This is a genomic window from Atopomonas hussainii (genome assembly GCF_900109735.1).
Taxonomy (GTDB): domain Bacteria; phylum Pseudomonadota; class Gammaproteobacteria; order Pseudomonadales; family Pseudomonadaceae; genus Atopomonas; species Atopomonas hussainii.
Map to the genome: position 1 here is coordinate 132,693 of NZ_FOAS01000008.1, position 24,275 is coordinate 156,967.

A 24,275-nucleotide genomic window follows, 5' to 3' on the forward strand; every position below is an offset into this window, starting at 1 on the left:
GCTTAATGCGCTGCGAGTCAAGGCCTGTACCGGCTTATCTATTTGCAGTGGTGCGCTTTTGTTAGCAGTGCGCGCTCTGCTGCTGCCGCGATGCTTTCGGCCACTAATGGGTCTACTACCGCACGACAGAGCGTTACGGCTCCAATCAGTGTGGATAAGGCAAGCATGGCCTCGCTGACATCGCTAGGGGCATGATCCGATGTGGGCCCGGCGACGATCAACGCAGCAACATCGAGCAGTTCCGCTTCAAATGCGGCACGTGCATTGGCATCTGAGCGGGCTACTTCCGCGGCAAGGCTCTGTAGTGCACAGCTTTCTGCGAGTGCACATTGACGCTTCTCCCCTAAGTAGAAGCGCACGAATTCAGGCCACCAAGCGCGTTGATGCTGATCTTGGAAGTGGCGCACTCCATCTTTGAGTTCAGTCAGACCTCGGGCGACGGACTCGCAAAATGCCGCCGCTTTAGACTCAAAGTGGGTATAGAAGGCGCCGGAGGTAACCCCTGCTTCCTTTGCTAAGCCGTCCACCCCTATGCCACCGAAGCCCGCTTGACGAAAACCACGGCCAGCCGCTTCAAGAATTCGTTGACGTGTTTGTTGCTTTCGTTCGGCTCGAGACACGCACACCTCCGGATTAAGTTTTTAGTTGGGGAAAAATGCGCTTGGCAAGATAACGATCGCTATGTAAATTCAGATAGCGATCGTTATCTTTTGTTTGTCGTGGTCGCAGATGCGACATCAACCAAGCTTACAGGAGTATTCAAATGCCTCTGACCCTGACCCTTACTGAAGGCGTTCTGCCTAAAGGCAGTGAAAAAAACGCATTCGCCCAGCTGTCCGACGCCATGTTGAAGTGGCATGGCCTGACCGGCAATAAGGTCATGACGCCCAACGTCGTTGGCTCCATTAATGTTTTGACCGCAGAAAACACCTTCTCTGGCTCTGCCGAGGCTCCAGTCGCTTTCATCGAGTGGAAGGTACCTGCTTTTGCCTTTGCCAATCGCGACATACAGGTTGGCTACATAGAGGAGGCAACCAACATTATCCATGAGCTATCTGGTGGCCAGCTGCCCAAGGAAAGCATCTGGGTCAACATTGTGCATGCCGTAGACGGTGCGTGGGGTATCGCTGGCCAGGCTATGACCAATGAGCAACTTGGCGAGGCTCTCGCCAAGGGATGAGGCGCTAGATTGGCAGCGGTGATCCCGCTGCCAATTTAGGTAATGCGCCTGCGACTCAGGTATCGCCTTTCTTATCGTCTGGCCCGCTGGAGGGGGGGCCGCGTATGGCTCGGTTTGTGGGAGGGCGCGTTAGGCTTGGTGCCTAGCGCGTTATTCCGCAGTGCCTTGCAGCGGGCCAGGCTTGCCACGCCGATAGTTAGACGGTGCAAACCCTGTCCACTTACTGAACGCCTTGTGAAACGAGCTGGCCTCGGCAAAGCCAACACGGGCGGCGATGTCACTGAGGGTGAGTTGTTCGTTGGTCAGTAACGATAGGCTCAGGTCGCGCTTTAGCGCATCGCGAATGTCTTGAAAGCGGGTTTCTTCGCGCTTGAGTTTGCGCCACAGCAGGTTGGCTGACAGGTTGAGTTCGTTGGCGACTTGTTCGGCCGATAGCCATTCGCGCTGGCAATGCAGCAGAAGCAGTTTGCGCACCGCATGGGTAAAGGGCGCTGGGCGGTGATTGATCAGCATCATGCGTTGGCTGTCGCGCACCATGACTTCGACCTGTGCTTGGGTAGTGGCGCAGGGCACCTGCAGCACGCCACGGGCAAAGTGCAGCTCGTTGTAAGGGCTGGCGTAGTGCAGCGGGCCACCGAACAGGTAGTACAAATGCGGGTGCAGGTGGTTCTTTGCAAAGGTGAAATGCACGGCCTCGGGCTGGATCACTTCGCCAATCAGCCAGTGAATCAGTCGCAGCACCACTATCAGCAAGCTTTGGTGAATAAAGCGGTAGTCGAAGAGCTGGGTCTGCCGCAAGTGCAGACGTATCACGGTGTGCTCGGTGTGCTCTAACACCTCAAGGTGAAACTGGTCGCTGAACAGTTTGTAGAAGCGGTTTAGCTGGGTGATAGCTTGCGCGGCGTTAGTGCAGGCGACCAGTTGCGTGGCAAACACGGCAAAGGCTTTTTGCGGTACGGGCCGGTCGAGAAAGCCGAGAAAGCTGTCGTCGAGTTGCTGGATAATCAGGCGCAGCAAGCGGCTGTAATCGACCACCGACACCCGATTGCCGGGTGTCAGTGGTTGCACATGGGCGAGCCCAGCCTGGGTTAGCAGCTGCGTGACATCGGCGCCGCGGGCTGGGCAAGCCTGCAGGGCGTCGAAGACAAATTCCACCGGAATGGTGGGGGCCAGAAACTGGCTGGCGGCGCTGTTGTGCATGCCAGCAGGCTAAGGGCGCAAGGCGGGCGCGATCAATCCATTTCTGCGCGCACAATGCCGGGGGTGCGCGCTTGGCCGCGAATGCGGTCGGGGTGGTCGCGCTCGTTGAACTTGCGTAAGCCCTCGAGCATTTCCGCTTGGTCGCTGGGCGAGCTAAGTACGCGGTTAAAACATTCGGCTTCGATACGCAGGCCTTCGCGCAGAGGCTCGCCAAAGCCGCGAATCGCTGCTTCTTTGTCGTTGCGAATCGCCGCTTGCGGCAGGCTGGCGATGAACGCGGCTAGCTCCAGTGCGCGGTTTAGCCCTTGGCCTTTGGCGACCACTTCGTTGGCTAGACCAATGCGGTAGGCCTCGGCGGCGTCGATTACCTTGCCGGTGAGGATCAGCTCCATGGCGCGGCCCATGCCGACGATGCGCGGCAAGCGCTGCGTGCCGCCATCGGCCAGGCCGATATTCCAGCGCCGGCAGGTGACGCCAAACGAGGCGTGTTCTTCGACGATACGCAGGTCGGCAAAGCAGGCCCACTCCAACCCGCCGGCGTAGGCTAAACCGTTAACCGCGGCGATCACCGGCTTGTAAATGTCGGTCCAACGGCTGGGGCCGAGGCAGCCCGGCGCTTCGCCACGGTTGTGACGGGCGATCTCTTCGGCGCTGGTGGGAATCGGTGGGTTACCGCCGAATGCGGCCTTCAGGTCGCCACCGGCACAAAAGGCGCTGTCACCGGCGCCGGTCAGCACTGCCACTTTGGCGCTGGGGTCGACACGAAACTGGTCGAAGGCGTGGCACAGCTCGTCATGTGCCAATCGATCGATGCAGTTTTTTACCTCGGGGCGGTTGAAGGTGATCACGCGCACCGCGCCGTGGCTTTCGTAGCGAATGTGTTGGTAGTTCATGGCCTGTCTCCAGAGAGGGAGACATCAGCCTAGGGGGCAGGGCAGCGGCGCAGAATGGTCGCAGATTGCTGGCAGCCTGTTAAAAAATTGCCGGCACACAGCTAAGGAAGCCCTGATTTACTGCCTGCACGACTCAATCACTGCGTTATGCGGAGCTTGAGTCGTTCGCCGATTAAATCAGTGCTTCCCTAAAGTCATGTGCCGGCGCTTTGTTTAAAAAGCGAGTTACAGAGCCATTTCCAGCACTTGGCGGGAAACCTCCAGCGTCACATCGCCACGCTCAGATAGCGCGACCATGCCGTGCTTTTCCAGTGCTTGCAGTACGCGCTCGACGCCTTGCTGGTCGATGCCGTGGGCCGACAGGCGGGTGGCAATACCGAGGCTGTTGAAGAAGGCCTCGGTGTTGGCGATGGCCGCGTCGATGCGCGCCTCGTCACCGCCTTCGGTGATGCCCCACACGCGCTCGGCGTATTGCAGCAGCTTCTCGCGCTTGGGTTCGCGGCGCACGCGCCACATCGACGGCAGCACCACCGCCAGGCTCTGCGCGTGGTCGACGCCGAACAGCGCGGTCAGCTCGTGGCCAAGCATGTGCACACTCCAGTCGTGCGGTACGCCCGAGCCGATCAGGCCGTTCAGGGCCATGGTGGCGCTCCATACCAGGTTCGAACGCGCGGCGTAGTTGCTCGGCTCATCGACGGTGGTTTTGCCGATTTCCAGCAAGGTTTGCAGAATGCCCTCGGCGGTGCGGTCTTGGAAATGCGCGCCAGTGGGGTAGGTGACGTACTGCTCGACCACATGCACAAAGGCATCCACCACGCCGTTGGCGACTTGGATGGCCGGCAGGGTGTAGGTCAGCTCAGGGTCGAGAATCGAGAACTTGGGGAAGGTCAGCGGGCTGTACACCGGCAGCTTGTCTTCGCCACGGCTGATCACCGCGAAGCAGTTCATTTCCGAGCCGGTGGCCGGCAGCGTAGCCACGGTGCCCAGGGCAATCGCGTTATTCACCGGCACCGGGTTAAAGCCGTGAATCAGCAGCTGCTCTTCTTGGCCTTGGTAGTCGGCATTAGCTGCGGCGAGGGCGATGAACTTGGTGGCATCCATCACCGAGCCGCCACCGACGGCGAGCAAGAAGTCGATCTGCTCGGCGCGCACGCGCTCCACCGCTTGCATGGCGGTGGCGAACTTGGGGTTGGACTCAATACCGCCAAATTCGCTAACGCTACGCGCTGATTTGGCCAGCTCGGCCTTCACTTGCGCGAGCACGCCGTTACGCACCACGCTGCCGCCGCCGTAGGTGATCAGCACCTTGGCGTTTTTCGGCACTAGGCTATCCAGCTGGCTGAGCTGGCCCTGACCAAAGACGATTTGCGTGGGGTTGTAGAAGTTGAAATTCAGCATGGCTTTACCCTCGGTTGTGGCAGGGACTCACGGAGAGTCGATGGGCTGCATTGTGGGTAAAAGAGCTGGCGGGGCGAACGCCCATTTCTGGCTAAAGTTTGCCTAAAGCTACTCGCAGGTGTAGGTGGTTGCATTTAACTGCTAGATTTGTTGCCTAATCCTGTTTGGTGGTAATCGCCCATGCAATCGTTAGCGGCTTTGATGCAGGCACTCAACCTGCCGGATGGCTTCTCCGAAACTGGCCTTGAAGGCGTGCGTTTCTTTGCCTCGCGTCAGGCTATTGCGCGTACGCCGCTGGTCTAAAACCCCGGCATCTGCATTGTGGTGCAGGGCACTAAGGTGGGTTATTTGGGCGGTAAACAGTTTGTTTATGACGCTAATTCATACCTGCTGGTGTCGGCCACTTTGCCGTTTGAATGCGAAACCTTCGCCAGCCCGGAAAGCCCTTTGCTCGGCCTGTATATCGACATCGACCTGCCACAACTCAATGTGCTGATCAACGAGCTGGGCAGCGCAGCGATGACAGCCGATGAAGCCGAGCAAGCCATGCCGTCTGCCATTGCCCCTGTGCCGCTGGAGGCCGACATGCTCGATGCCATCGCGCGGTTGATTCGTTGTCTCGGTGATGCTCACGAGCGGCGCATTCTGGGCCCAGGGTTGCTGCGCGAGATTCTCTTTCGCGCTCTGCAAGGCGGCCAAGCCACCGCGTTGTACGCACTGGCCGCGCATAACGGCCACTTCGCCCGCGTGGCCCGCGCGCTGCAGCTGATTCAGCACGACTACGCGCAGCACTTGGATGTTGAGCAGCTGGCGCGCCAAGCCAACATGAGCACCTCGGCATTTCACCGCGCCTTTAAAGAAGTGACCGACGACTCGCCACTGCAATACCTGAAGAAAATCCGCCTAAGCAAAGCGCGCGACTTTATCGTCCAGCAGGGTATGAAAGCCTACGTGGCGGCCGATCAGGTGGGCTACGAAAGCGCCTCGCAATTTAGTCGCGAGTTCAAGCGTTACTTCGGGCATAGCCCTGCGCAGTTGATGCGCGATAGTCAGCAGGAGCGGGTTTAAAACCGCTACTTGCTGCTCGGCAGCGCCTGGCGGTACTCGCGCGGTGTTTGCGCGAAGGCCTGTTTGAAGTTGCGGCAGAACACCGTGGCCGAGGCGAAGCCGGCTTGCTCGGCGATTTGCTGAATCTGTAGGTCGGTGGATTGCAGCAGGCGCCGGGCGATTTCTAGGCGCTGCTTGCTCAGGTAGTGCATCGGCGTTAAGCCCGTGGCGCTGACAAAGCGCCGCGACAGGGTGCGAGGGGTGACGTTGAACTGCCAGGCCAGCTCGTCGAGCGACAGTTCTTGGGCAAAGTTCAGGCGAATCTTGTCGCGTGCGGCATCGACCAGCGTGTCGTTGCAGCTGGGTTCGAGAAACACCGGCAGCGGTGCGTCTTTGTCGCGGATGGTGAAGTAGTGCGAGGCAAACTCTGCGGCGCGATCACCGAGAAAGCGCTGAATCAGCAATAGCAGGGCATCGAAGGTGGCCGGCGTGGTGGCGGTGGTAATGATCTGGTTCGATTCAAGCATCTGCAGTTTGGGGCTGACTTTTACCGCCGGATAACGCTGGCGAAACAGGTTGGCCGAGGCCCAATGGATGGTCGCCTCGCGGCCATCGAGGATGCCGGCCTCGGCAAGAAACCACACCCCGGTTACCAGCCCGACCACCACAGAGCCTTGCGCATGTTGCTGGCTAAGCCAAGCCAGCGCCGGTTTGGCGCGCTCTAGGCTGTCCATCGACAAGCCCCATACTGAGGGCACCACCACCGCATCGAAACGCTTCTGCCCGGCAGCGCTGGCGAAATATTCGGTATCGAAACGCAGCCCGGAGAAACCGCTGACCTTGGCCCGCGTGCAGCGCAGCAAGGTGGTGTTGAAGCCGCGAAACTCGCTGCTCTGGAACAATTTGGGGGTCAGGGTCATGCCGTGGAACACCTCCACCATGCTGCTGATGGTGCTGCTCCAAAACTGATCGGGGATCAGGTAGGCGATCTCAAGGGCGCGCTGTTGGCTGTGCATCCGGGTTGCTCTGTGTGGCGATGCTTTTGTCTATATCCGTTGAGAATACGTCACTTATGGTTGATTTTGGTTGATTTTGCCTTGCTAGAGTGAACGCCACTGACAGCAACACAGCGCCGCAAGCCACGCAGGCTGACGGCCTAAAACGAGGACCCGAGCATGGACCGAGCCACCGAGATTCGCCTGATCAAAGACGTGCTGGCGCTGAAAGCCCGCGGCGAAACCCAGTACCACGACACAGTGCAAACCCACAGCACCGAGCGCTATATCTCGGCACAGTGGTTTGCCCGCGAAAAATCGCAGATCTTTCGTGCTCAGCCATTGGCCATTGGTGCGGCCAATGAGGTGCCCAACCCGGGGGATTACTTGGCGTTGGACTGGCTCGACGGCGTGTCACTGCTCATGGTGCGCGGTGAAGACAACCAAGTGCGCGTGTTCGCCAATGCCTGTCGGCACCGCAATGCACGCTTGGTGGCTAACGGTGAGAGTGGCTGCAAAAAGAAATTCGTCTGCCCCTATCACGCTTGGACTTACGGCTCCCAAGGCAACTTGGTAGGGGCGCCGGACTTCGAGCGCGGCTTTCCCAGTTTGGATAAACAAAATCTAGGGCTGATCGAGTTTCCTAGTCGCGTGATTGGCGGCATCGTCTTTGTGCATCTGAATCGCCAACTACAGGTGCCGCACGACTTACTGGCCGAGGAAATGCTCAGCGATATGCGTTACCTCGACATGGAAAACCAGCAGGTCTACAAGCGACGCAGCTATGTGGTCAAAGCCAACTGGAAGATTCTTCTCGAAGGCGGCATCGAGGCTTATCACTTTAACGTGGCGCACAAAAACACCTTGGCGCCGTTCTTCCTCGGTAACTTGTCGACGTGGCAAAGCTTTGGCGGCCTGTATATGCGCATGATTCTGCCGAAGAAGCCCATCCTTGAGGCGCCCAATCTGCCTGAGGTGCAGTGGGATATGCGCAAGATGGCCAACCTCATCTACATCCTGTCGCCCACCGTGTTGTTGCTCGCCCAGCCGGACAACATCTCGCTGATCCGCATGGTGCCGCTGAAAGCCGGGGAGACGCGCATCGAAGAAGTACTGCTGGTCGATGGTCCCAAAGACGGCGGCGACGAGTGGTCGGCCGACGAGCTGAAGATGCACGAAACCAACCATAACCTAGTTAACAAGATCCTCATGGAGGACTGGGTGCTGGGCGAAACCATTCAGACCAATATGCACAGCGGGGTGGTGAGTGAAATCCACTTCGGCCGCTTTGAGTCGGCGTTGACCTGGCTGCATGACGAGTACGAGCGCGTTATGGATATCAACCCGACGATGATCGCCCGGCAGGCCTAAGCAGGAGGGCAGCATGAAGCAGTGGCAATGTGTGGTGTGCGGCATCATCTATGACGAAGCCAAAGGCTGGCCGGAAGAGGGGATTGCACCGGGCACCGCCTGGGCCGATGTGCCGGATGATTGGTTGTGCCCAGATTGTGGCGTCGGCAAGGCCGATTTTGTCATGCATGAACTGGATTAATTGCAGGGGGCAAAAATGCCATCTGGCGCGACAGATGGCATTTTTGCCGTTTATAACGCTGATTGAGGCCTTGGTATTGGCCGCTATGCATCAAGGTGATGTTAGGCGCGGTATCTGGGGTATGCTCCGCAGCTCTTTATAGGGTGTATAGGTTGTTCAATGCAGTCGTATTTGCAGCAGATTACTGATGGTCAGCGCGTGCTAACGCTGGATGATTCTTGGCTTCAAGGCCGAGCCACCTTTGGTGGTTTAGTCGCGGCGCTGGGGTTTCAGGCGATGCGCGTGTTGGTCAGTGCCGATAAGCCCGCGCGGGCGGTGCAAATTGCTTTTGTTGGGCCGGTGGCCCCCGGCGAGGTTGAGCTTAAGCCGCTGATTTTGCGTGAGGGCAAGTCGGTGGTGCAGGCGCAGTGCCATGTGATGCAGGGCGATGCGGTGATGGCCGTGGTGCTGGCCAGTTTTGGCGCTGCGCGGGATAGCAGCTTGCAGGTGGCTGCCGAGCCGATGCCCGCGATGCCGTCGTTGGCCGAGGCCCAAGAGTTGCCGTATATCGCCGGTGTGGTGCCGACGTTTGTGCAGCACTTTCAGATGAGCTGGGCGGTGGGCGGTTTTCCGTTCAGCGCTAACCCGAGTCGGGAAATGGGCGGTTGGGTGAAGTTTCGTCAAGCGCCCGCGCAGTTGGACGAAGCGCATGTGCTGGCGATGGTCGATGCGTGGCCGCCGTCGGTTTTGCCAATGTTGAAAACCCCAGCCGCTGCTAGCTCGTTGACCTGGGCGGTGGAGTTTGTTCAGCCCCTAGCGCCTATCGCCGGTGATCAACCGTGTGCCTATCTGGCGCAGAGCGAACAGGCCAGCGAGGGCTACGCTAACGCGGCGGCTAAGTTGTGGTCGGCCGATGGCCGCTTGCTGGCGCTTAGCAGGCAAAGCATTACCGTGTTTGCTTGATATCAGGCCTGGCGCAAATAGAAAGCACCGCAAACTAGTAGAAAATGCAAAAGGCGTCTTGCCGCATGGGCGGAAGGCGCCTTTTTTATTCGCTTAACTCAGCTCGCGCAGCACGCTGAGCGGGCTGTGCGCCGTCACTTGGCGGGTCAGCCAGCTGCCGCTGAGGCTAATCACCAGCGCGCCGAGTAGCACCAATAGCAATAGCTCTGGGTGCGGCGTCCATGGCAGGTTGAGCAGGTGCTGATACAGCAGCACGCTGATCAGTTCGCAGCCGATTGCCGCCAGCAAACCGGCCAAGCCACCTTGCAAGGCGAACTCTTGCCAGCGTGCTTGGCGCAGCAGGCGACTGGGGGCGCCTAAGGTGCGCAGAATCGCGCCTTGTTGCAGGCGTTCATCCAAGGTGCTGAGTAGCCCGGCCAGCAGCACGGTGATGCCAGCCAGTAATACCAGACTCAACACCAGCTCTACCGCGAGGGTGACCTGCGCCAGAATGCTGCGCAGTTGATTCAGCAGTGCCTCGACGGGCAGCAAGGTGATGGCGGCAAAGTCGCGGTTAAGACTGAGCAAGTCTTGCAGCTTGTCTGGCGGCGCGTGAAAGCTGGTCAGGTAGGTGAAGGGCACTTCGCTCAGCGTGCCGGGGGCGAAGATCATATAGAAGTTGGGCTGTAAGCTGCCCCAGTCCAGCTCGCGCAGGCTGCTGATCTGCGTGTTGATGGTGCGCCCGCCAATGCTAAAGGTCAGTTGGTCGCCGAGTTTTAAGCGCAAACGCTTCGCCAGCCGGCTTTCCACCGAGACGCCAGGCAGCTCGCCGGCCTCCGGGTTTAGTTGGTCCCACCAATGGCCATCCACTAGGCGATTACCCGGCGGCAGTTGTGCCGACCACGTAAGACTCAAGTCGCGTTGCAGGGCGTTATCACCGGGCTCGTCTTTGCTCACGCTGTCGCGCACCGACACTTGGTTAATGGCGATCAGGCGCCCGGGCGTTACCGGGTAAAGGGTTGGCGCCGCGCCGCTTAATCGCGTCACGGCGTTGCTAAAGGCCTCGGCCTGATCGGGCAGCACATTTAACGCAAAGTGATTGGGCGCATCCTTGGGTAGCTGGGCTTGCCACGTGCTGAGTAGCTCGTTACGCAGCAACAGCACCAGGCCCATGGCCATTAAGATCAAAGCAAAGGCGAGTATTTGCCCCGCCGCAGCCACCGGTTGCCGGAGCATTTGCCCAAGGCTTAAGCGCCAAGCCAGCGTTACCCGCGCAAGCCAGCGGCGCAGGTGCTTCAGCGCCAACAGTACGCCTACGCCCAGCACCACCAGCAGGCACAACATGCCGGCCAGCAAGCTGAGGGTGAGGGTTAGGTCGAGGCTCAGGCGCCACATCAGTAAGCCCAGTGCGGCAATGGCCGAGCCATAAATCAGCCATGCCGAAGGCGGCAGCGGTTGCAAGTCGCGGCGCAACACGCGCAGCGGCGGCACGCGGCCAAGCGCCAGTAACGGCGGCAAGCTAAAGCCGGCCAGTGCAATCAAGCCGGTGGCAATGGCGGTGAGCGCCGGTTGCCAGCCGGCTTGCGGCAGTTCGGCCGGTAACAGGTTGCCCAGCGCTGCAATCAAGCCATTGTGCAGTAGCCAGCCCAACAGGGCGCCTAAGGTGCTCGCTAATAAGCCCAGTGCGGTTAATTGCAGGCAGAACAGCAGCAAGGTATCGCGGCGATTAAGCCCCAAACAGCGAATCAGCGCGGCTTCATCATAACGACGCAGGGCAAAGCGCGCGGCGGCCAAGGCGACCGCCACACCACACAGCAACAGCGCCGCCAAGCTGGCCAGATTGAGGTAACGCTCGGCGCGTTGCAGCGCGCTGCCCACTTGCTGATTGCCTTGGCGGGTATCCAGCCATTGCTGATGCGCTGCCAGATAGGCTTGTTGTTCGCGTTGATAGGCTTGCAGCTGGCTGGCCTGCCCGCGCCACAAATCACGGTAGCGCAAGCGACTGCCGGGCTGGATCAGGCCGCTGTCTTTAACATCCGCCAAGTTCATCATCAGGCGTGGTGACAGGCTGTAGAAGTCGCCGGCGCGATCGGGCTCGTAACTCAACAGGCGAGTGACCTTGAGGCTCAAAAGGCCGACTTCTAGCTGATCACCCAGTTTTGCGCCGAGCGCATGTAGCAAGCGGGCTTCGGCCCAAGCCTCACCCGGGGCTGGGCCTTGGCTGGCGATCTGCTCGCTACTGCCGGGCTGCTCGCGGTAGCGCAATTCGCCGCGCAGTGGGTAGTGCTCGTTGACCGCCTTGATGCTGGATAGCTGCAGGCCGTTGGCGCCGCCAATCACGCTGGCAAACTCCAGCGTTTGCGCATGCGCCAGGCCCAGCTCAAGGCCAGCATCGATTTGGCTTTGCGTGGCTGGTGCGGTGCCGCTAAGCACTAAATCGGCACCTAAAAACTCTGCTGCGCGATACACCATGCCGGCGGCGAGGCGGGCATTTAAATAGCCAATCGCCGAGCTGGTCATTACCGCAATCAATAGCGCGGCGAGCAAAACCTGTAGCTCGCTGGCGCGAATCTCGCGCAGCAACAGGCGCAGGCTGAGGCGTAGAAGGGCGAATAGGGGCATCTCACACCTCCGCGACTTGGCTGCCGGCCTCTAAATGCAGGTGTTGATTGCAGCGCTCGGCCAACCGTTGCTCGTGGGTGACCAGCACTAAGGTGGTGCCGGCCTCGGCATTTAAGCTGAACAGTAAGTCGATGATGCGTGCGCCGGTTTGGCTATCCAGATTGCCGGTGGGCTCATCGGCAAACAGAATTGCCGGCGTACTGGCAAAGGCGCGCGCTAAGGCCACACGCTGCTGCTCGCCACCAGAAAGCTGACGCGGGTAATGGCGCAGGCGTGCCTGCAAGCCCACGCGTTCGAGCAAGTGCGCGGCTTGCTGCTCGGCCTCTTTGCTACCAAGCCCGGCGAGCTCCAGCGGCAGCATGACGTTCTCTTGCGCAGTCAGGCTGGGCAGCAGCTGAAACGACTGAAAGACAAAGCCCACCATCTGCGCACGTAGCTCGGCGCGTTGGTCTTCATTGAGCTCGGTGAGGTTTTTTCCGGCCATTAAAACTGAGCCGCTGCTGGGCAAGTCCAAGCCGGCCAGTAAGCCCAATAAAGTCGACTTGCCCGAGCCTGAGCTACCAACAATGGCCAAGCTGTCGCCACGCGCTAGGGTTAGGCTGACATTGTTGAGGATGTGCAGTTCGGCTTCCTCGGTGCGGACCACTTTGCTAAGGTTGCGCGCGATTAACAGACTATCGCTCATGGGTAATCCTTATGGCTGTTCGCTTCTTAGGCCTGCTGTTGTGCCTCTCTATTTGGCTGGCTCCGGTGCAGGCGGCTACGTTACTGGTCGTGGGGGATAGTATCAGCGCTGGTTTTGGGGTGGAAATTGACCGTGGCTGGGTGACTTTGTTGCAGCAACGGCTTAACGAGCAACAGCGTGACGTGCAGGTGGTGAACGCCTCCATCAGCGGCGATACCAGTAGCGGTGCGCTCGCTCGATTGCCGGCGTTATTGGCCGAGTTCAAGCCACAATGGGTGGTGATCGAAATCGGTGGCAATGATGGCTTACGTGGCCAGCCGCCAGCATTACTGCAGCAAAACCTTGAGCGTATGGTCGAGCTGACCCGTGCCGCTGGTGCCACGCCAGTATTGCTCGGCATGCAGCTACCGCCCAACTATGGGCCGCGTTACACCCAGGCTTTTGCCGAAAGCTTTGTGCTGGCCGCCAAGGCGCAAGACGTGCCTTTGTTGCCGTTCTTTTTGCAGGACGTGGCCACTAACTCGGCGCTGATGCTCGGTGATGGCATTCATCCCAATACGGCAGCGCAACCTCAGTTGCTCGACAACGCTTGGCCACTCTTAGCGCCTTTGCTTGACGCAGCCACGCAGTGAAGGCCGCGTTACTGCAGGGCTACCGGGTTCTGCTCAATGATGAACAACTGGATATCTTTGCCTGCACGCGCGGGCATTGGCATTTGCTGCAAGCGCAGCTGGCATTAGATACGCCGGTGGACCAAACCCTGTGCGGCACCTTGCTGCCGTCGGCGCCACGCTGGCGCGAGCTGCGCGCCGACGATTTAACTGCTGTCGAGTTGTGCGCAGCCTGCAAAAAGAAACTGCCGGGGCGGCGTGTCAGGGCGTTATCGGCGACGAAATGACAATGCTACAATCGCCGCAACTTTCACTTTTCTTGAGACCTTGTGATGCGTCTTAGCCGTACCTGGCTGGCTTTGGCCAGCTCACTCTTGTCCAGCGTGGTTGTTGCTGTTGAATATCCGTTGCCGCCCGAAGGTGAAGACATCATCGGCGAAGTGCAGGTGATTACCGCCCGCCATGAAGACACCTTCGCTGATTTGGGCGACACCTACAGCATTGGCTACTACGAGATGGAAGCCGCCAACCCGGGCGTGGATGCTTGGCTGCCTAAAGAAGGCACGCAGATCACCCTGCCGACGCGCTATATCCTGCCTTCTGGCCCGCGTGAAGGGGTGGTGATCAACCTCGCCGAATACCGTCTGTATTACTTCCCGAAGGGTAAAAACGTGGTGCACACCTGGGCGGTGGGCATCGGTCGTGAAGGCTGGAGTTCGCCCGTGTCGACCACCACGATTGTGAGCAAAACTGCTAACCCGGGTTGGTCGCCGCCTAAGTCGATTCTTAAAGAGCACGCCGAAAACGGTGATCCGCTGCCGGCTTATGTGCCGCCGGGGCCGAATAACCCGCTGGGCACGCGCAAAATGAACTTAGGTATTGGCAGTGGCTCGTACCTGATCCACGGCACCAGCAAGAAATTCGGCATTGGTATGCGTGTCAGCCATGGCTGCTTCCGCATGCAGAATCAGGACGTCGAGCGCTTCTTCGCCATGGTGCCGGTGGGCACCAAAGTGCGCATCATCAACGAACCGTACAAGTTCGGTCGCAGCAACGGCAAGGTCTACTTAGAAGCCCATGCGCCGATTGATGACAACGGCCAGCCGTCGATCGTCGACCGTCATGCGGCAGTGATCAACACCCTGATCAAACGTGATGACTTGGTTGGCCAAGTGAACTTGGATTGGGACGTGATTCGCGCCATCGTGGCCGATGAACAAGGCCTGCCGGTAGCGATTGCTGAGCCGGGCGAGCAGGTCAGTCAGGTGGCCAGCGAACCGCTGGAGACCTTCTAATGCGATGGCTTTTTAGCGCATCACTGCTGCTTGTGCCGTTTTGTGTGCAAGCGGCCGAGCCTGTTAAGCAATGCCGTATGCTCATGGGCGCGGCTGCTTTGCAGGCACCGCTGTTATGGCAGGACGCCGCCAAGCCGAAGCGTTTGCACGGCTTGGTACGCGAAGTGCGTGATGCGCTGAAAAGCGATTTGCAGGTCGATATTAAGCTGCACACCGACACGGCAGAATCAGTCGCCATGGTGGAAGCCGCCACAGGCCGTAGCGATCTGTTGTTTGGCGTGCGCCGTGACCGCGAGCAACTGGGCCAGTTCGACATTATCGAGCCCGAGCTGCTGCGTTTGTCGTACCGCATCTGGATGTTGCCGCAGCAAGTGCTGGTCGAGCCTGAGCTGCCGCCAGAAGTCGCCGACGATATTCACGTTGCGCAGGATGAGCCAACAGCGCCGGCAGAGGTTGCCGATGCCCCGTCAGCAGAGCCTACAGTTGAAGAGCCGCAAGTCGCCGAAGCCTCGGCCGAGGCTGTTAACGCCGAACCTGTGTACAAACAGGTCAAGCCAAAAATCAAAGACTGGCGTGATCTGCGCGATCTTAAAGGCGTGATTCCTAAAGGCAGTACAGTGGGCGATGAGTTCGACCGCTTTGCCAAGAGCAAGCTGACCCTCAAAGAGGTCGACAGCACGCTGCATGCCCTCAAATTGCTGGATGCCGGTGAGGCGGATTACGCCGTGCTGGAATACAACAGCGTGCTGTTGGCCGATAGCCAGTTTGCCGCCGCACAAGCCAAGCCACTGCCGGTAGGGCCGGTGATTCATCGGGAAGGCTTGTACTTAGGCGTGTCGCACAACTCAGCCTGTAATAGCAGTGATTTGCGCGCCGCCTTGGCGCAAAAGCTCTATGACTGGCAACAAAACGGCACCTTGCAAGGCTTGCGCAAAGACGCTCGTGCCTTGTGGCAGCTGCAGTTTGGTCTTGCCGAACCAGCATCGGTTAACCCTGCACCCAGCCCCGCAGCCAAAACGGCCGTAGTGCCGGCTGCTGTCGTGGCCGAGCCGGTGGACGCCAAGCCGTTATCCCCCGTGGCTGGCGAACTGATTGAGGATTAACCATGCGTAGCTTGTTAGTGCTGGGGCTGGCCGCTCTCTTGGCGGCTTGCAGTAGCTCACCACAGCCAGCAGCACAATTGGCGTTGAGCGAGGCCGCCGTGGCACAGGCGCAATCGGTGGGCAGCACCGCAGAAGACGCAGCACTGCAACAAGCCATTCGCAAGCTTGAGCTGGCGCATGCCGCCAATGCGCAGGGCGATTATTACAACGCGCGTTTACTCGCTGAGCAGGCCGAGCTAGACGCACGGCAAGCCGAGGCGCAAGCCTTGGTGGTTAAGCAGCAGGCAGTCAATGCGCGTATCCAACAGCGCATCGATGCGTTGCGCTCCAGCTTGGAGCAGCAGCCATGATGCGTCTCTCCGTGTTGGCCATCGTTGGCTTGTTGGCCGGTTGTGCGCAAAGCCCTTGGCAGGACCAAAGCCAGCGACTGGGCGACTTGTTAGCCCAGCAGCAAGCTGCCTTGCTAGAGCTAGAGCGCAACCCGCAAGCGCTGCAAGAGGCGCCGCGCGATGTGGTGCGGGCCAACGAGGCCTTACTGCGCGCCACGCAGTTGGCTGGGCATATCGGCAGTGAAACCGAGGCCCGGCACTTTGCTTACTTAAGCCAGCGTTATCACGATATTGCCCTGAGCAAAGCCGAATTGGCGGCCTTGGCCCGTCAGCAAGATCAACTGGAGCGTGAGCGTGGCCAGCTACATGTCAGCTTGCGTGCTGCGCGCTTGTCCAGCTGGCAAAGTGATGCCCTCGACGCCGCTTTAACGGCGCGCATGCAGGCTTTGGGCGCCGAGCAAACCGAGCGCGGCTGGTTGCTGACCTTAGATGTTCGCAGCCTCGATGAGCACGGACGTTTACAGCGCAGCGCCGAGCGCAGCCTGCAGCAGCTGGCCAAGTTTCTGCAATTAAACCCGCAGCGTCGTTTACGCATTGCTGGGCATAGCGATGACCAAGGGCAAGGTGAGACTCAGCGCCTGAAGGCCAATCGTTATGCGCGACAAGTGGCGGATTGGCTGCTGGCCGAAGGGCTCGATAGCAGCCGCCTGCAAGTGCTGAGCTATGCTGGGGATAAGCCACGCGTCGAAAATCGCTCGGCAGCTGGTAGGCAGCTCAACCAACGCGTTGAGTTGCTGTTGTCCGATGCACATGGGCAACTACCGGCCCGCTAAGTGGAAGTCGTGCGCTGACACGCGTCAGTTAACAGGGAGTCACGCATGAGCCAGTATTTTCATATTCACCCCGACAACCCGCAGCCGCGCTTGATCAAGCACGCGCTGGAGATCATCCATGGCGGCGGGGTGATCGCTTACCCAACGGACTCGTCCTATGCGCTGGGTTGCCATATGGGCGATAAAGCGGCGATTGAGCGCATTCGGCGCATTCGCCAGCTGGATGACAAGCACAATTTCACCTTAGTGTGCGCCGATTTATCCGTGCTTGGCCTGTATGCCCGCGTGGATAACAGCACCTTCCGCTTGCTGAAAGCCCATACGCCGGGGCCGTACACCTTTATTTTGAATGCCAGCCGCGAAGTGCCGCGCATGCTGCTGCACCCCAAGCGGCGCACCATTGGCTTGCGTGTGCCGGGCAACCCGATTGCCCAGGCGTTGTTGGCCCAGCTGGGCGAACCGCTGATGAGTGTGACCCTGCAAATGCCCGGCGATGACTTGCCGTTGTTTGACCCAGAAGTGATTCGCGAACGCCTCGAAAAGCATATTGATTTAGTGATTGATGGCGGTCATGGCGGTGTTGCAGCGTCCACGGTAGTTAGTCTGTTAGACGAGCGTAGCGAAGTGCTGCGCGTCGGCTGTGGCGATCCCGCGCCGTTTCAGTTGGATTAGTGCCGGTTTAGCGCTTGTTACGGGCGATGACCCAGACCGCCTGCGTGGCTATAATCCCCCGTTCATTATTTGGCTGTTCCCCAAGGAGCCCCGTTTGAGTTCCGTCGACTCGCAACGACGCGTGCTGTCCGGCATGCGCCCCACTGGCCGTTTACATCTGGGCCACTATCACGGTGTATTGAAGAACTGGGTGCGCTTGCAGCACGAGTACGAGTGCTTCTTCTTTATCGCCGACTGGCATGCGTTGACCACCGGTTACGATGAAGTCACCACCATCAGCCAAAGCGCGTGGGAATTGGCCGTCGATTGGCTCGCCGCAGGGGTTAGCCCAAGCTCAGCGAATATCTTTATCCAGTCGCAAGTGCCCGAGCACGCCGAACTGCACCTGTTGCTGTCGATGGTCTGCCCGCTGGGCTGGCTGGAGCGCATGCCGACCTTTAAAGAGCAGCAAGAAAAACTCAGCCACAAAGACCTGAATACCTACGGCTTCTTGGGCTATCCGCTGCTGCAAACTGCCGACATCCTGATCTACCGCGCGGGTTTAGTGCCGGTTGGTGCCGACCAAGTGCCGCACATCGAGTTCTCCCGCGAAGTGGCGCGTCGCTTTAATCACCTGTACGGCAAAGAGCCGGGTTTTGAAGAAAAAGCCGAGCAGGCGATTCAGAAGATGGGCAAAAAGGCCGCCAAGCTGTTTAACAACTTGCGCCGCGCCTACAACGAACAAGGTGATGAAGAAGCGCTGGAAACCGCCCGCGCGCTGCTCAAAGAACAGCAAAACATCACCATCGGCGACAAAGAGCGCCTGTTTGGCTACCTCGAAGGCGGCGGCAAGGTGATTCTGCCGGAGCCGCAATCGCTGCTTACCGAAGCCTCGAAAATGCCCGGTCTCGACGGCGCCAAGATGTCGAAGTCGTACGGCAACACTATTTCGTTGCGCGACACCACCGACGAAGTGGCCGACAAGATTAAGCGTATGCCCACCGACCCAGCACGGGTGCGCCGCACCGATCCGGGTGATCCGGCAAAGTGCCCGGTGTATCAGCTGCATGAGGTGTACTCCGATGCCGGCACGCGTGATTGGGTGCAGCAAGGCTGTAAGAGTGCCGGTATTGGCTGCTTAGATTGCAAAAAGCCAATCATCGACGCCATTCAGGCCGAGCTGAAACCGATGCAAGAGCGCGCTGCGGACTACGAAAGTAGCCCGGATTTAGTGCGCAGCATCTTGGCCGATGGCGCCGAGAAAGCCCGCGAAACCGCACGTGAAACCTTGGTGGATGTGCGCCACGCCATGGGCCTGAACTACAGGTAATTACGCGTATGAGTCAGAGCGAACCGCAGCCGAGCACTGCCGCCAACGCGCAGCAAGAGCTGCCGTTCGCTCTGGTCTATGGCCAGCAGGTCACCGAGATTCCGCAAGACCTGTACATCCCGCCGGATGCCTTGGAGGTGTTTCTTGAGGCTTTCGAGGGCCCGCTCGATTTGCTGCTGTATCTGATCCGTAAACAGAACATCGACATCCTCGATATTCCCGTGGCGGAAATCACTAAGCAGTACATGACCTACGTCGAGCTGATGAAAAGCGTGCGCTTGGAATTAGCCGCCGAATATCTGGTCATGGCCGCGATGCTGGCAGAGATCAAATCGCGCATGCTGCTGCCGCGCAGTAGCGAAGTGGATGACGAAGAAGACGACCCGCGTGCCGAGTTGATCCGTCGCCTGCAAGAGTACGAGCGCTACAAACAAGCCGCCGAAGACCTCGACGAGTTGCCGCGCGTTGGCCGCGACACCCACGTGCCCAGTGTGGCCGCGCCAGATGCCCGTGCCCGTAAGTTGTTGCCGGAAGTGAACATGCAAGAACTGATGCTCGCTCTGGCTGAAGTACTGCACCGCGCCGATATGTTTGAAAGCCATCAAGTGACTCGCGAAGCACTGTCGACCCGCGAGCGCATGAGCCAAATTCTCGAGCGCTTAAAAGGTGCGGGTTTCGTGCCGTTTGCTGCGCTATTTCGCGCCGAAGAGGGCCGCCTAGGCGTAGTGGTGACCTTTATGGCGCTGCTGGAGCTGGTTAAAGAATCGCTGGTCGAGCTGGTGCAAAACGAAGGCTTTGCCCCCATCCATGCGCGTGCGCGGAGCGAATAATGAACCTGAATGACACCGCCACGCTGGCCAGCTTGCTCGAAGCCTTTTTGCTCGCCAGCGGCAAAGCCATGTCGCTTGAGCGCTTAAGCGAGCTGTTTGAAGAAGGCGAGCGGCCGGACACTAAGCAACTGAAAGCCGCGCTGGCGCATCTGGATAAAAGCTGCAAAAAGCGTGCGTTTGAGCTGAAAGAAGTGGCCAGCGGTTATCGCCTGCAGATTCGCGACGAGTTCTCGCCGTGGGTTGGTCGCTTGTGGGAAGAAAAGCCGCAGCGTTATTCGCGCGCCATGCTGGAAACCTTGGCCTTGATTGCCTATCGCCAGCCGATTACTCGTGGCGAGATCGAAGATATTCGCGGCGTGACGGTGAACAGCCAAATCATCAAAACCCTGATGGAGCGCGACTGGATTCGCGTGGTGGGCTATCGCGATGTGCCGGGCAAGCCGGCCATGTTGGCCACCACTAAAGGCTTTTTGGATTACTTCAATTTAAAGAGCCTCGACCAGCTGCCGACCTTGGCGGAAATCCGCGAACTGGAGCTTGAGCCCGAGCTGCCGCTTGAAGAAGGCTTAGCGGCGCAAGTGAGTGTCGACGATGACGACGAGCCGGCGGTTGAACATAAGCCGGCGACCAAAGACTTCCGCTCGCTATTGGCTGAACTGGATGCCATGGAAACTGGCCTGAAAACCGACTTCGACGACCTGCGTGATGAAGAGGGCGAAGAAGGCGCTGATGGTTCGGGTAATCAAGACGACGCAGGCGGCGCTAAGCCGTCCGAGCAGCCTTAGCCTTACACAGTTTCATGCAGAATCGGCCAGCGCGCGACCAATTCCCCGTCGCGTATTGCGAGCAAATCACCAAACTGCAAAAACACCGCCTCGCTTTGCCGTGGGCGCAAGAACAGATGATCGTTAACGGCTAGCTGGCAACTCGCGGCAGCGGTGTAGAGCATCTGGTTGCTAGAGTGGCCGTATAAGCCATTGCTGCGCACGCCGTGCGGTGCCCATGGCTCGGCCAGCCAGTGGCCGCCGTAAATAAAGTGCGCACGGGCAAGGTTAGGGTTCCAGCTACGCATGGCGCCGCTTAAGCCTTCGATGCCCGGTATTTGCGTGCCGTCGAGGCTTTTCAGAATAGGGCTGGCGATAAAGGCGGCGGGCTTAAAACCGCTGAGGGTGTCTAAGTCAAAGTCGCTGGGTTTCACCAAACATGAGCCGGCGGATAAGTCATTACACGGGCTGTTATCGCGGTGCAGGGCAATGGTCGGCGAGCCGGCGCCGTTTAACAGCAAGGGCTGGCTCTGTAGCTCGGGCATTTCAGCCAGCAAGGCGCTGAGCACTTGCTGATAAAAGCCGCAGGCCTTGGCATAGCTTTGCTCGCGGCTTTCTAAAATAGCGGGGATTTTGCCCACATGCGCGTCGTAGCCCATCAAGCCGCACAGCTGTAGGTGCTCGGGGTGTTGTTTAAACAGGGTAATAAAGGCCGGTAACTCAGCCAGACTGGCAATGCCGCCACGGTGCAGGCCGACATCCACTTCGAGCGCGACGCGCAGGCGGGTTTGTTGCGCCTTGGCGATTTGCGCGTATTCGACCAACCGCGCTGGGGTGTCGATCAGCCAAGTCAGTTGTTCAGCCGGGTTGAACTGGCTGCGCAGCGGCGTGGCATAAAAGCGCGCACAGGCCGCAGCGGGCATAGGTTTGCCGAGCAAAATATTGCTGTCGGCAAAGCGCTCGGCGCTCTGGCGTAAAAACGGCCAGTGAAAGCTCATCAGCGCGCGGCTGTCGAGCTTGTCCATCACATACGCCAGTAAGTCGGGGCTGGGCAGCGACTTCTCGACTAAGCGTAAGGTAGCGCCGGGTTTGCGCAGTTGTTGCAGGGCCTGAATGTTGCTGTCCAGCAAATCGAGGTCGATCACCAGCTGCGGGCGGCCTTCGCCCAGTTGTTGCAGCTGTGTGTTCAGTGCGGCGAAGTAGGGCGAGTAGGGCGCACCGTTGTTGCTGGGTTTTAACCATGCCGCACCGGCTAAGCCTGCGGCGCCTAGGCCGAGTAAAAAGTGCCGGCGCTGCATCACACCACCCCCAGCAAGTTGCGCAGGTAAGGAGTGAGGAACTTGCCCTGCGGGTCGAGCGCTTCGCGCACGGTGAGGAAGTCTTTCCAGTGCGGGTACAGTGGCGCGAGTTCTTTGCTGGTTAAGCTATGCCACTTGCCCCAATGCGGGCGCCCGCCGTACTTGCGCAGGATCGGCTCGGCCAAGGCAAACAGTGCTTGGTAGTCCTGCTGCGCATATTGGTGAATGGAGATCGACACACAGTCTTGGCCAAAGAAGGGGCTGAGCCACAGCTCATCGGCCTGCACAAAGCGAAACTCCAGCGGGAAGAACACTTGGATATCGCTGTTGCGCATGGCCTCGGTGAGCTCGTTAAAGCAAGCAAAGCCTTGCTCTAGCGGAATCTGATACTCCATTTCGTTAAAGGCCACAGTGCGTGGCGAGGGGAAGATCTGCCACGACGGCCCCACGCGAGTGCTTTCCTCGACAAACACGCCGACCAGTTTTTGCAGTGTGCTGTTAAGCCATGGCAGTTTTTGCGCGGTGTCGGCAACGAACTCCAGCAGGGCGTTTTCATCAATGCTGCTGGTCAGCGGCGGGGTGTCGGGCTCGTCGGTGAGCATCTGGCGTTTGATGATGGCTTTGCCGCCATCGACAAAACCCCAGAACTCCACGTGGCGGTGCTGTAAACGCTCGGCAGCCACAGTGCTCACGGCTTCTTCAAGGCTGCACACTTGCACGGTTTCTTTGAGCTTATACAGCGGCTCATTCTGCAAGGTGATTTGCGTCATCACGCCTAAACAACCGAGCCCCACTTGGGCCGCGCGGAAGATTTCCGGGTGCGCGCTTGTTGAACACTCGAGCGGTAGTCCTTCGGCAGTGAACAGGCGGATTTTCTCCACATTGGCCGACAAGCACTTCAGTTGCCCGCCTGTGCCATGGGTGGCGGTGCTGATCGTGCCGCCGAGCGACTGCACATTGATATCCGGTTCGTTAATCAGCGACTGGCCCAACTTGGCAGACTCGCTGCTGACTTGCGCCAAGCGCGAACCGGCCCAAAAGGTTGCTTGGTGTTGCGCGGTATCGTGCGCGACTAGGCCGTTCATGGGCTCTAGCGACAGCAGCGTATCGCTGCTGGGCACCAAAGCGCTGAAGGAGTGTGAGCCGCCAACCACGCGTAGGTTTTTCGCTTGGCGCAGGGCATCGCTAATCTGCTCTTCGCTTTGCGCGTAGATAATCTGTTGGGGGTTGGCGTGCTGGTTGCCCGACCAGTTGCGCCAGGTATTGCTCAAGCTCGGTAGGCTGTAAGCACCTGCCGAAAGCGCGGTGAGGCCTTGCAGCAGGTGGCGGCGTGTCAGTGCTGGCATTGTTGTTGTTCTCCCTGAATAAGCTGACTATGTGTCAGGTTATGCTTTGCGCACGCGGGAAACAAGCAAACTTGCGGTCGGTAAGGCATCATGTACGCCCCCACTCATTGCCGAAGGATTGCTATGGGTCAGCAAGAAAGCCTAGAAGTGAGCGCCGGTCTGCGGATTAACCCGCGCCAGCAGCGTGCTCACGAAAAAATTGAGCGCATTTTGGATGCCCTCGCCAGTTTGCTGCACAGCCAGGATGCCGCAGCACTGAGCATGGCGGCGATTGCCCGCGAAGCCGGCATGCCGCCGCCGACGCTGTATCACTATTTTCCCGATAAGCTCGCCGTGCTCATGGCCTTGGCTGAGCGCACCATGCAGCGCGTGGATAGCCAAGCCGAAGCGGCGCTGGCGCCGTTTAGGCTTTCAGGCGGGCATGATGTTGATTGCGCGGCCTTAGTAGCGTCGATTTATCAGGCCTACCGCACCGAACCGGGCTATGTGCAAGTGCTGCGTGCCTGTAATAGCTCGCAAGAGCTTAAGCAGATAGCCGAGCAATCCAATCAGCGCATGGCCGATGTGCTGGTGCAAGTGTTTGCCAGCAGCCTGCCGGAAGCGGCGCAAGTGGGCGTGCGGCGCATTGCCTTGATGATGGCGCAAAGCTGCCAAGTACACCTCGACATGGCCTTAAGCCAAACCGACGACGGCGAGGCAGCGGCGATTGTGCAAGAAGCCGGCAACATGATTGAGGTGCTATACCAGCACTATCGCGTGGCTTATTTGGGCAGTGCCGCGCGCTGAGTTGTTACAATCGCGCCCCTTTTGCCGGAGACCGTTATGGACGCCCTGACTGCGCTAACTACCCGTCGCTCATCTGCCAAGCTGTGTGCGCCGGCGCCGGATGCCCAAGCTATGGCGCATATTGTCAGCGCCATGCTGCGCGCGCCGGATCATGCCTTGCTGCGCCCGTGGCGTTATTTGCAGGTTGAAGGCGAAGGGCTTAGCGCATTGGGTGAAGTGTTTGTGCAGGCCATGCTTAAACGTGACCCGCAATTAACCCCCGAGGCACAAGCGCGTTATCGCAATATGCCGCTGCGCGCACCACTGATGCTGATCGGCATTTTAAGCCCCGTTGAGCACCCCAAAGTGCCCGTGCATGAGCAGTTGCTGTCGGCTGGCTGCGGCTTGCATGCAGCGTTACTCACTGCACATGCATTGGGTTTTGGCGGTATTTGGCGCACCGGCGATTTGGCCGAAGATGCCCACGTAAAACAAGCCTTAGGCTTGGCTGCACACGAGCAAATCGTCGGCTTTTTGTACTTAGGCAGTGTGGATGGCGAGATGCGCGACAAACCCCAGCCAGAGGCGGCCGCGCACGTGCGTCAGTGGCCTTGATTTGCGCTGCGC

Annotated in this window: 27 protein-coding genes; 18 read left to right on the forward strand and 9 right to left on the reverse strand. The window is 59.1% G+C overall.

Features of this window, described 5'->3' with window-relative positions; all coding sequences use genetic code 11:
* Positions 1-38 precede the first annotated feature (38 nt).
* Positions 39-620: a TetR/AcrR family transcriptional regulator gene (locus BMX80_RS09450; protein WP_074867585.1), complete on the reverse strand. Its 582-nt coding sequence runs from the start codon at positions 618-620 to the stop codon at positions 39-41.
* Positions 621-763: 143 nt separating this feature from the next.
* Between BMX80_RS09450 and BMX80_RS09455 the strand changes: the two genes are divergently transcribed.
* On the forward strand, positions 764-1,180 hold the full coding sequence (locus BMX80_RS09455) for a 4-oxalocrotonate tautomerase (protein WP_074867588.1): 417 nt from the start codon (positions 764-766) through the stop codon (positions 1,178-1,180).
* A gap of 150 nt (positions 1,181-1,330) precedes the next feature.
* Here BMX80_RS09455 and BMX80_RS09460 read toward each other — a convergent pair whose 3' ends face one another.
* From BMX80_RS09460 to BMX80_RS09470, 3 genes are all read right to left on the reverse strand, one after another.
* Positions 1,331-2,380, reverse strand: coding sequence for an AraC family transcriptional regulator (locus BMX80_RS09460; RefSeq protein ID WP_074867590.1), 1,050 nt, complete (start codon positions 2,378-2,380; stop codon positions 1,331-1,333).
* A 32-nt stretch (positions 2,381-2,412) separates the two neighbouring features.
* The gene (locus BMX80_RS09465) at positions 2,413-3,273 is read right to left on the reverse strand and encodes an enoyl-CoA hydratase-related protein (protein ID WP_074867594.1); all 861 of its coding nucleotides are present in this window, start codon (positions 3,271-3,273) and stop codon (positions 2,413-2,415) included.
* A gap of 225 nt (positions 3,274-3,498) precedes the next feature.
* Complete coding sequence (locus tag BMX80_RS09470) at positions 3,499-4,671, reverse strand: iron-containing alcohol dehydrogenase (protein ID WP_074867597.1); 1,173 nt, start codon at positions 4,669-4,671, stop codon at positions 3,499-3,501.
* A 180-nt stretch (positions 4,672-4,851) separates the two neighbouring features.
* Here BMX80_RS09470 and BMX80_RS18005 point away from each other — a divergent pair, with 180 nt between their 5' ends.
* The gene (locus BMX80_RS18005; RefSeq protein ID WP_268875131.1) at positions 4,852-4,974 is read left to right on the forward strand and encodes a hypothetical protein; all 123 of its coding nucleotides are present in this window, start codon (positions 4,852-4,854) and stop codon (positions 4,972-4,974) included.
* 15 nt (positions 4,975-4,989) lie between these two features.
* Positions 4,990-5,739 carry an AraC family transcriptional regulator gene (locus tag BMX80_RS09475; protein WP_268875132.1) on the forward strand — a complete coding sequence of 250 codons (750 nt, stop codon included), beginning with the start codon at positions 4,990-4,992 and terminating at the stop codon, positions 5,737-5,739.
* A 5-nt stretch (positions 5,740-5,744) separates the two neighbouring features.
* Here BMX80_RS09475 and BMX80_RS09480 read toward each other — a convergent pair whose 3' ends face one another.
* Entirely contained in the window at positions 5,745-6,734 is a 990-nt protein-coding gene (locus BMX80_RS09480; protein ID WP_074867601.1) for a GlxA family transcriptional regulator, read from the reverse strand.
* A 159-nt stretch (positions 6,735-6,893) separates the two neighbouring features.
* Here BMX80_RS09480 and BMX80_RS09485 point away from each other — a divergent pair, with 159 nt between their 5' ends.
* The 3 genes from BMX80_RS09485 to BMX80_RS09495 all read left to right on the forward strand — a co-directional run bounded on the left by BMX80_RS09485 (position 6,894) and on the right by BMX80_RS09495 (position 9,207).
* Positions 6,894-8,084, forward strand: a complete 1,191-nt coding sequence (locus BMX80_RS09485) for an aromatic ring-hydroxylating oxygenase subunit alpha (RefSeq protein WP_074867604.1) — start codon at positions 6,894-6,896, stop codon at positions 8,082-8,084.
* 13 nt (positions 8,085-8,097) lie between these two features.
* A complete protein-coding gene (locus BMX80_RS09490; protein ID WP_074867607.1) occupies positions 8,098-8,265 on the forward strand; it encodes a rubredoxin in 168 nt (55 codons plus the stop codon).
* 159 nt (positions 8,266-8,424) lie between these two features.
* Entirely contained in the window at positions 8,425-9,207 is a 783-nt protein-coding gene (locus tag BMX80_RS09495) for a thioesterase family protein (protein WP_074867610.1), read from the forward strand.
* Between the two features lie 93 nt (positions 9,208-9,300).
* On the opposite strand, the gene BMX80_RS09500 is transcribed toward BMX80_RS09495, so the two are convergent.
* On the reverse strand, positions 9,301-11,808 hold the full coding sequence (locus BMX80_RS09500; protein WP_074867612.1) for an ABC transporter permease: 2,508 nt from the start codon (positions 11,806-11,808) through the stop codon (positions 9,301-9,303).
* A 1-nt stretch (position 11,809) separates the two neighbouring features.
* Positions 11,810-12,493, reverse strand: a complete 684-nt coding sequence (locus BMX80_RS09505; RefSeq protein WP_074867615.1) for an ABC transporter ATP-binding protein — start codon at positions 12,491-12,493, stop codon at positions 11,810-11,812.
* Between the two features lie 11 nt (positions 12,494-12,504).
* On the opposite strand from BMX80_RS09505, the gene BMX80_RS09510 reads away from it, so the two are divergent.
* The 10 genes from BMX80_RS09510 to scpB all read left to right on the forward strand — a co-directional run bounded on the left by BMX80_RS09510 (position 12,505) and on the right by scpB (position 20,260).
* On the forward strand, positions 12,505-13,125 hold the full coding sequence (locus BMX80_RS09510) for an arylesterase (protein ID WP_074867618.1): 621 nt from the start codon (positions 12,505-12,507) through the stop codon (positions 13,123-13,125).
* On the forward strand, positions 13,122-13,391 hold the full coding sequence (locus BMX80_RS09515) for a hypothetical protein (RefSeq protein ID WP_074867621.1): 270 nt from the start codon (positions 13,122-13,124) through the stop codon (positions 13,389-13,391). Before BMX80_RS09510 ends, BMX80_RS09515 begins: the two co-directional genes overlap by 4 nt.
* A gap of 45 nt (positions 13,392-13,436) precedes the next feature.
* Positions 13,437-14,399 (forward strand): L,D-transpeptidase family protein, encoded by a 963-nt coding sequence (locus BMX80_RS09520; protein ID WP_071872639.1) that lies wholly within the window; start codon positions 13,437-13,439, stop codon positions 14,397-14,399.
* The gene (locus tag BMX80_RS09525; RefSeq protein WP_074867624.1) at positions 14,399-15,502 is read left to right on the forward strand and encodes a substrate-binding periplasmic protein; all 1,104 of its coding nucleotides are present in this window, start codon (positions 14,399-14,401) and stop codon (positions 15,500-15,502) included. The genes BMX80_RS09520 and BMX80_RS09525 overlap by 1 nt, the downstream gene beginning before the upstream one ends.
* 2 nt (positions 15,503-15,504) lie before the next feature.
* Complete coding sequence (locus BMX80_RS09530) at positions 15,505-15,852, forward strand: DUF4398 domain-containing protein (RefSeq protein WP_074867627.1); 348 nt, start codon at positions 15,505-15,507, stop codon at positions 15,850-15,852.
* Positions 15,849-16,664, forward strand: a complete 816-nt coding sequence (locus BMX80_RS09535; protein ID WP_074867629.1) for an OmpA family protein — start codon at positions 15,849-15,851, stop codon at positions 16,662-16,664. Before BMX80_RS09530 ends, BMX80_RS09535 begins: the two co-directional genes overlap by 4 nt.
* A gap of 45 nt (positions 16,665-16,709) precedes the next feature.
* Positions 16,710-17,336 carry an L-threonylcarbamoyladenylate synthase gene (locus BMX80_RS09540; protein WP_071872643.1) on the forward strand — a complete coding sequence of 209 codons (627 nt, stop codon included), beginning with the start codon at positions 16,710-16,712 and terminating at the stop codon, positions 17,334-17,336.
* A gap of 94 nt (positions 17,337-17,430) precedes the next feature.
* Entirely contained in the window at positions 17,431-18,645 is a 1,215-nt protein-coding gene (locus BMX80_RS09545; RefSeq protein WP_071872644.1) for a tryptophan--tRNA ligase, read from the forward strand.
* A gap of 8 nt (positions 18,646-18,653) precedes the next feature.
* Positions 18,654-19,475 carry a segregation and condensation protein A gene (locus BMX80_RS09550; RefSeq protein WP_071872645.1) on the forward strand — a complete coding sequence of 274 codons (822 nt, stop codon included), beginning with the start codon at positions 18,654-18,656 and terminating at the stop codon, positions 19,473-19,475.
* Complete coding sequence (scpB, locus tag BMX80_RS09555) at positions 19,475-20,260, forward strand: SMC-Scp complex subunit ScpB (RefSeq protein WP_074867632.1); 786 nt, start codon at positions 19,475-19,477, stop codon at positions 20,258-20,260. The genes BMX80_RS09550 and scpB overlap by 1 nt, the downstream gene beginning before the upstream one ends.
* A 2-nt stretch (positions 20,261-20,262) precedes the next feature.
* Here the strand turns inward: scpB and BMX80_RS09560 are convergent, their stop codons facing one another.
* Positions 20,263-21,537, reverse strand: a complete 1,275-nt coding sequence (locus BMX80_RS09560) for an alanine racemase (protein WP_074867635.1) — start codon at positions 21,535-21,537, stop codon at positions 20,263-20,265.
* Entirely contained in the window at positions 21,537-22,883 is a 1,347-nt protein-coding gene (locus tag BMX80_RS09565; protein ID WP_083394290.1) for a D-arabinono-1,4-lactone oxidase, read from the reverse strand. Before BMX80_RS09565 ends, BMX80_RS09560 begins: the two co-directional genes overlap by 1 nt.
* Before the next feature lie 123 nt (positions 22,884-23,006).
* Between BMX80_RS09565 and BMX80_RS09570 the strand changes: the two genes are divergently transcribed.
* The gene (locus BMX80_RS09570; RefSeq protein ID WP_074867638.1) at positions 23,007-23,669 is read left to right on the forward strand and encodes a TetR/AcrR family transcriptional regulator; all 663 of its coding nucleotides are present in this window, start codon (positions 23,007-23,009) and stop codon (positions 23,667-23,669) included.
* Between the two features lie 36 nt (positions 23,670-23,705).
* Complete coding sequence (locus BMX80_RS09575) at positions 23,706-24,263, forward strand: nitroreductase family protein (RefSeq protein ID WP_074867641.1); 558 nt, start codon at positions 23,706-23,708, stop codon at positions 24,261-24,263.
* The last annotated feature ends 12 nt before the right edge of the window (positions 24,264-24,275 follow it).

Bases quoted from the DNA above. Each gene is read 5' to 3' on its own strand.
- BMX80_RS09510 (WP_074867618.1), top strand. From the start codon at position 12,505: ATGGCTGTTCGCTTCTTAGGCCTGCTGTTGTGCCTCTCTATTTGGCTG.
- BMX80_RS09465 (WP_074867594.1), bottom strand. From the start codon at position 3,273: ATGAACTACCAACACATTCGCTACGAAAGCCACGGCGCGGTGCGCGTG.
- BMX80_RS09560 (WP_074867635.1), bottom strand. From the start codon at position 21,537: ATGCAGCGCCGGCACTTTTTACTCGGCCTAGGCGCCGCAGGCTTAGCC.
- BMX80_RS09540 (WP_071872643.1), top strand. From the start codon at position 16,710: ATGAGCCAGTATTTTCATATTCACCCCGACAACCCGCAGCCGCGCTTG.
- BMX80_RS09490 (WP_074867607.1), top strand. From the start codon at position 8,098: ATGAAGCAGTGGCAATGTGTGGTGTGCGGCATCATCTATGACGAAGCC.
- BMX80_RS09570 (WP_074867638.1), top strand. From the start codon at position 23,007: ATGGGTCAGCAAGAAAGCCTAGAAGTGAGCGCCGGTCTGCGGATTAAC.
- BMX80_RS09575 (WP_074867641.1), top strand. From the start codon at position 23,706: ATGGACGCCCTGACTGCGCTAACTACCCGTCGCTCATCTGCCAAGCTG.
- BMX80_RS09565 (WP_083394290.1), bottom strand. From the start codon at position 22,883: ATGCCAGCACTGACACGCCGCCACCTGCTGCAAGGCCTCACCGCGCTT.
- BMX80_RS09530 (WP_074867627.1), top strand. From the start codon at position 15,505: ATGCGTAGCTTGTTAGTGCTGGGGCTGGCCGCTCTCTTGGCGGCTTGC.
- BMX80_RS09460 (WP_074867590.1), bottom strand. From the start codon at position 2,380: ATGCACAACAGCGCCGCCAGCCAGTTTCTGGCCCCCACCATTCCGGTG.
- BMX80_RS09470 (WP_074867597.1), bottom strand. From the start codon at position 4,671: ATGCTGAATTTCAACTTCTACAACCCCACGCAAATCGTCTTTGGTCAG.
- BMX80_RS09520 (WP_071872639.1), top strand. From the start codon at position 13,437: ATGCGTCTTAGCCGTACCTGGCTGGCTTTGGCCAGCTCACTCTTGTCC.
- BMX80_RS09495 (WP_074867610.1), top strand. From the start codon at position 8,425: ATGCAGTCGTATTTGCAGCAGATTACTGATGGTCAGCGCGTGCTAACG.
- BMX80_RS09525 (WP_074867624.1), top strand. From the start codon at position 14,399: ATGCGATGGCTTTTTAGCGCATCACTGCTGCTTGTGCCGTTTTGTGTG.
- BMX80_RS09505 (WP_074867615.1), bottom strand. From the start codon at position 12,493: ATGAGCGATAGTCTGTTAATCGCGCGCAACCTTAGCAAAGTGGTCCGC.
- BMX80_RS09455 (WP_074867588.1), top strand. From the start codon at position 764: ATGCCTCTGACCCTGACCCTTACTGAAGGCGTTCTGCCTAAAGGCAGT.
- BMX80_RS09535 (WP_074867629.1), top strand. From the start codon at position 15,849: ATGATGCGTCTCTCCGTGTTGGCCATCGTTGGCTTGTTGGCCGGTTGT.
- BMX80_RS09550 (WP_071872645.1), top strand. From the start codon at position 18,654: ATGAGTCAGAGCGAACCGCAGCCGAGCACTGCCGCCAACGCGCAGCAA.
- BMX80_RS09500 (WP_074867612.1), bottom strand. From the start codon at position 11,808: ATGCCCCTATTCGCCCTTCTACGCCTCAGCCTGCGCCTGTTGCTGCGC.
- scpB (WP_074867632.1), top strand. From the start codon at position 19,475: ATGAACCTGAATGACACCGCCACGCTGGCCAGCTTGCTCGAAGCCTTT.
- BMX80_RS09480 (WP_074867601.1), bottom strand. From the start codon at position 6,734: ATGCACAGCCAACAGCGCGCCCTTGAGATCGCCTACCTGATCCCCGAT.
- BMX80_RS09485 (WP_074867604.1), top strand. From the start codon at position 6,894: ATGGACCGAGCCACCGAGATTCGCCTGATCAAAGACGTGCTGGCGCTG.
- BMX80_RS18005 (WP_268875131.1), top strand. From the start codon at position 4,852: ATGCAATCGTTAGCGGCTTTGATGCAGGCACTCAACCTGCCGGATGGC.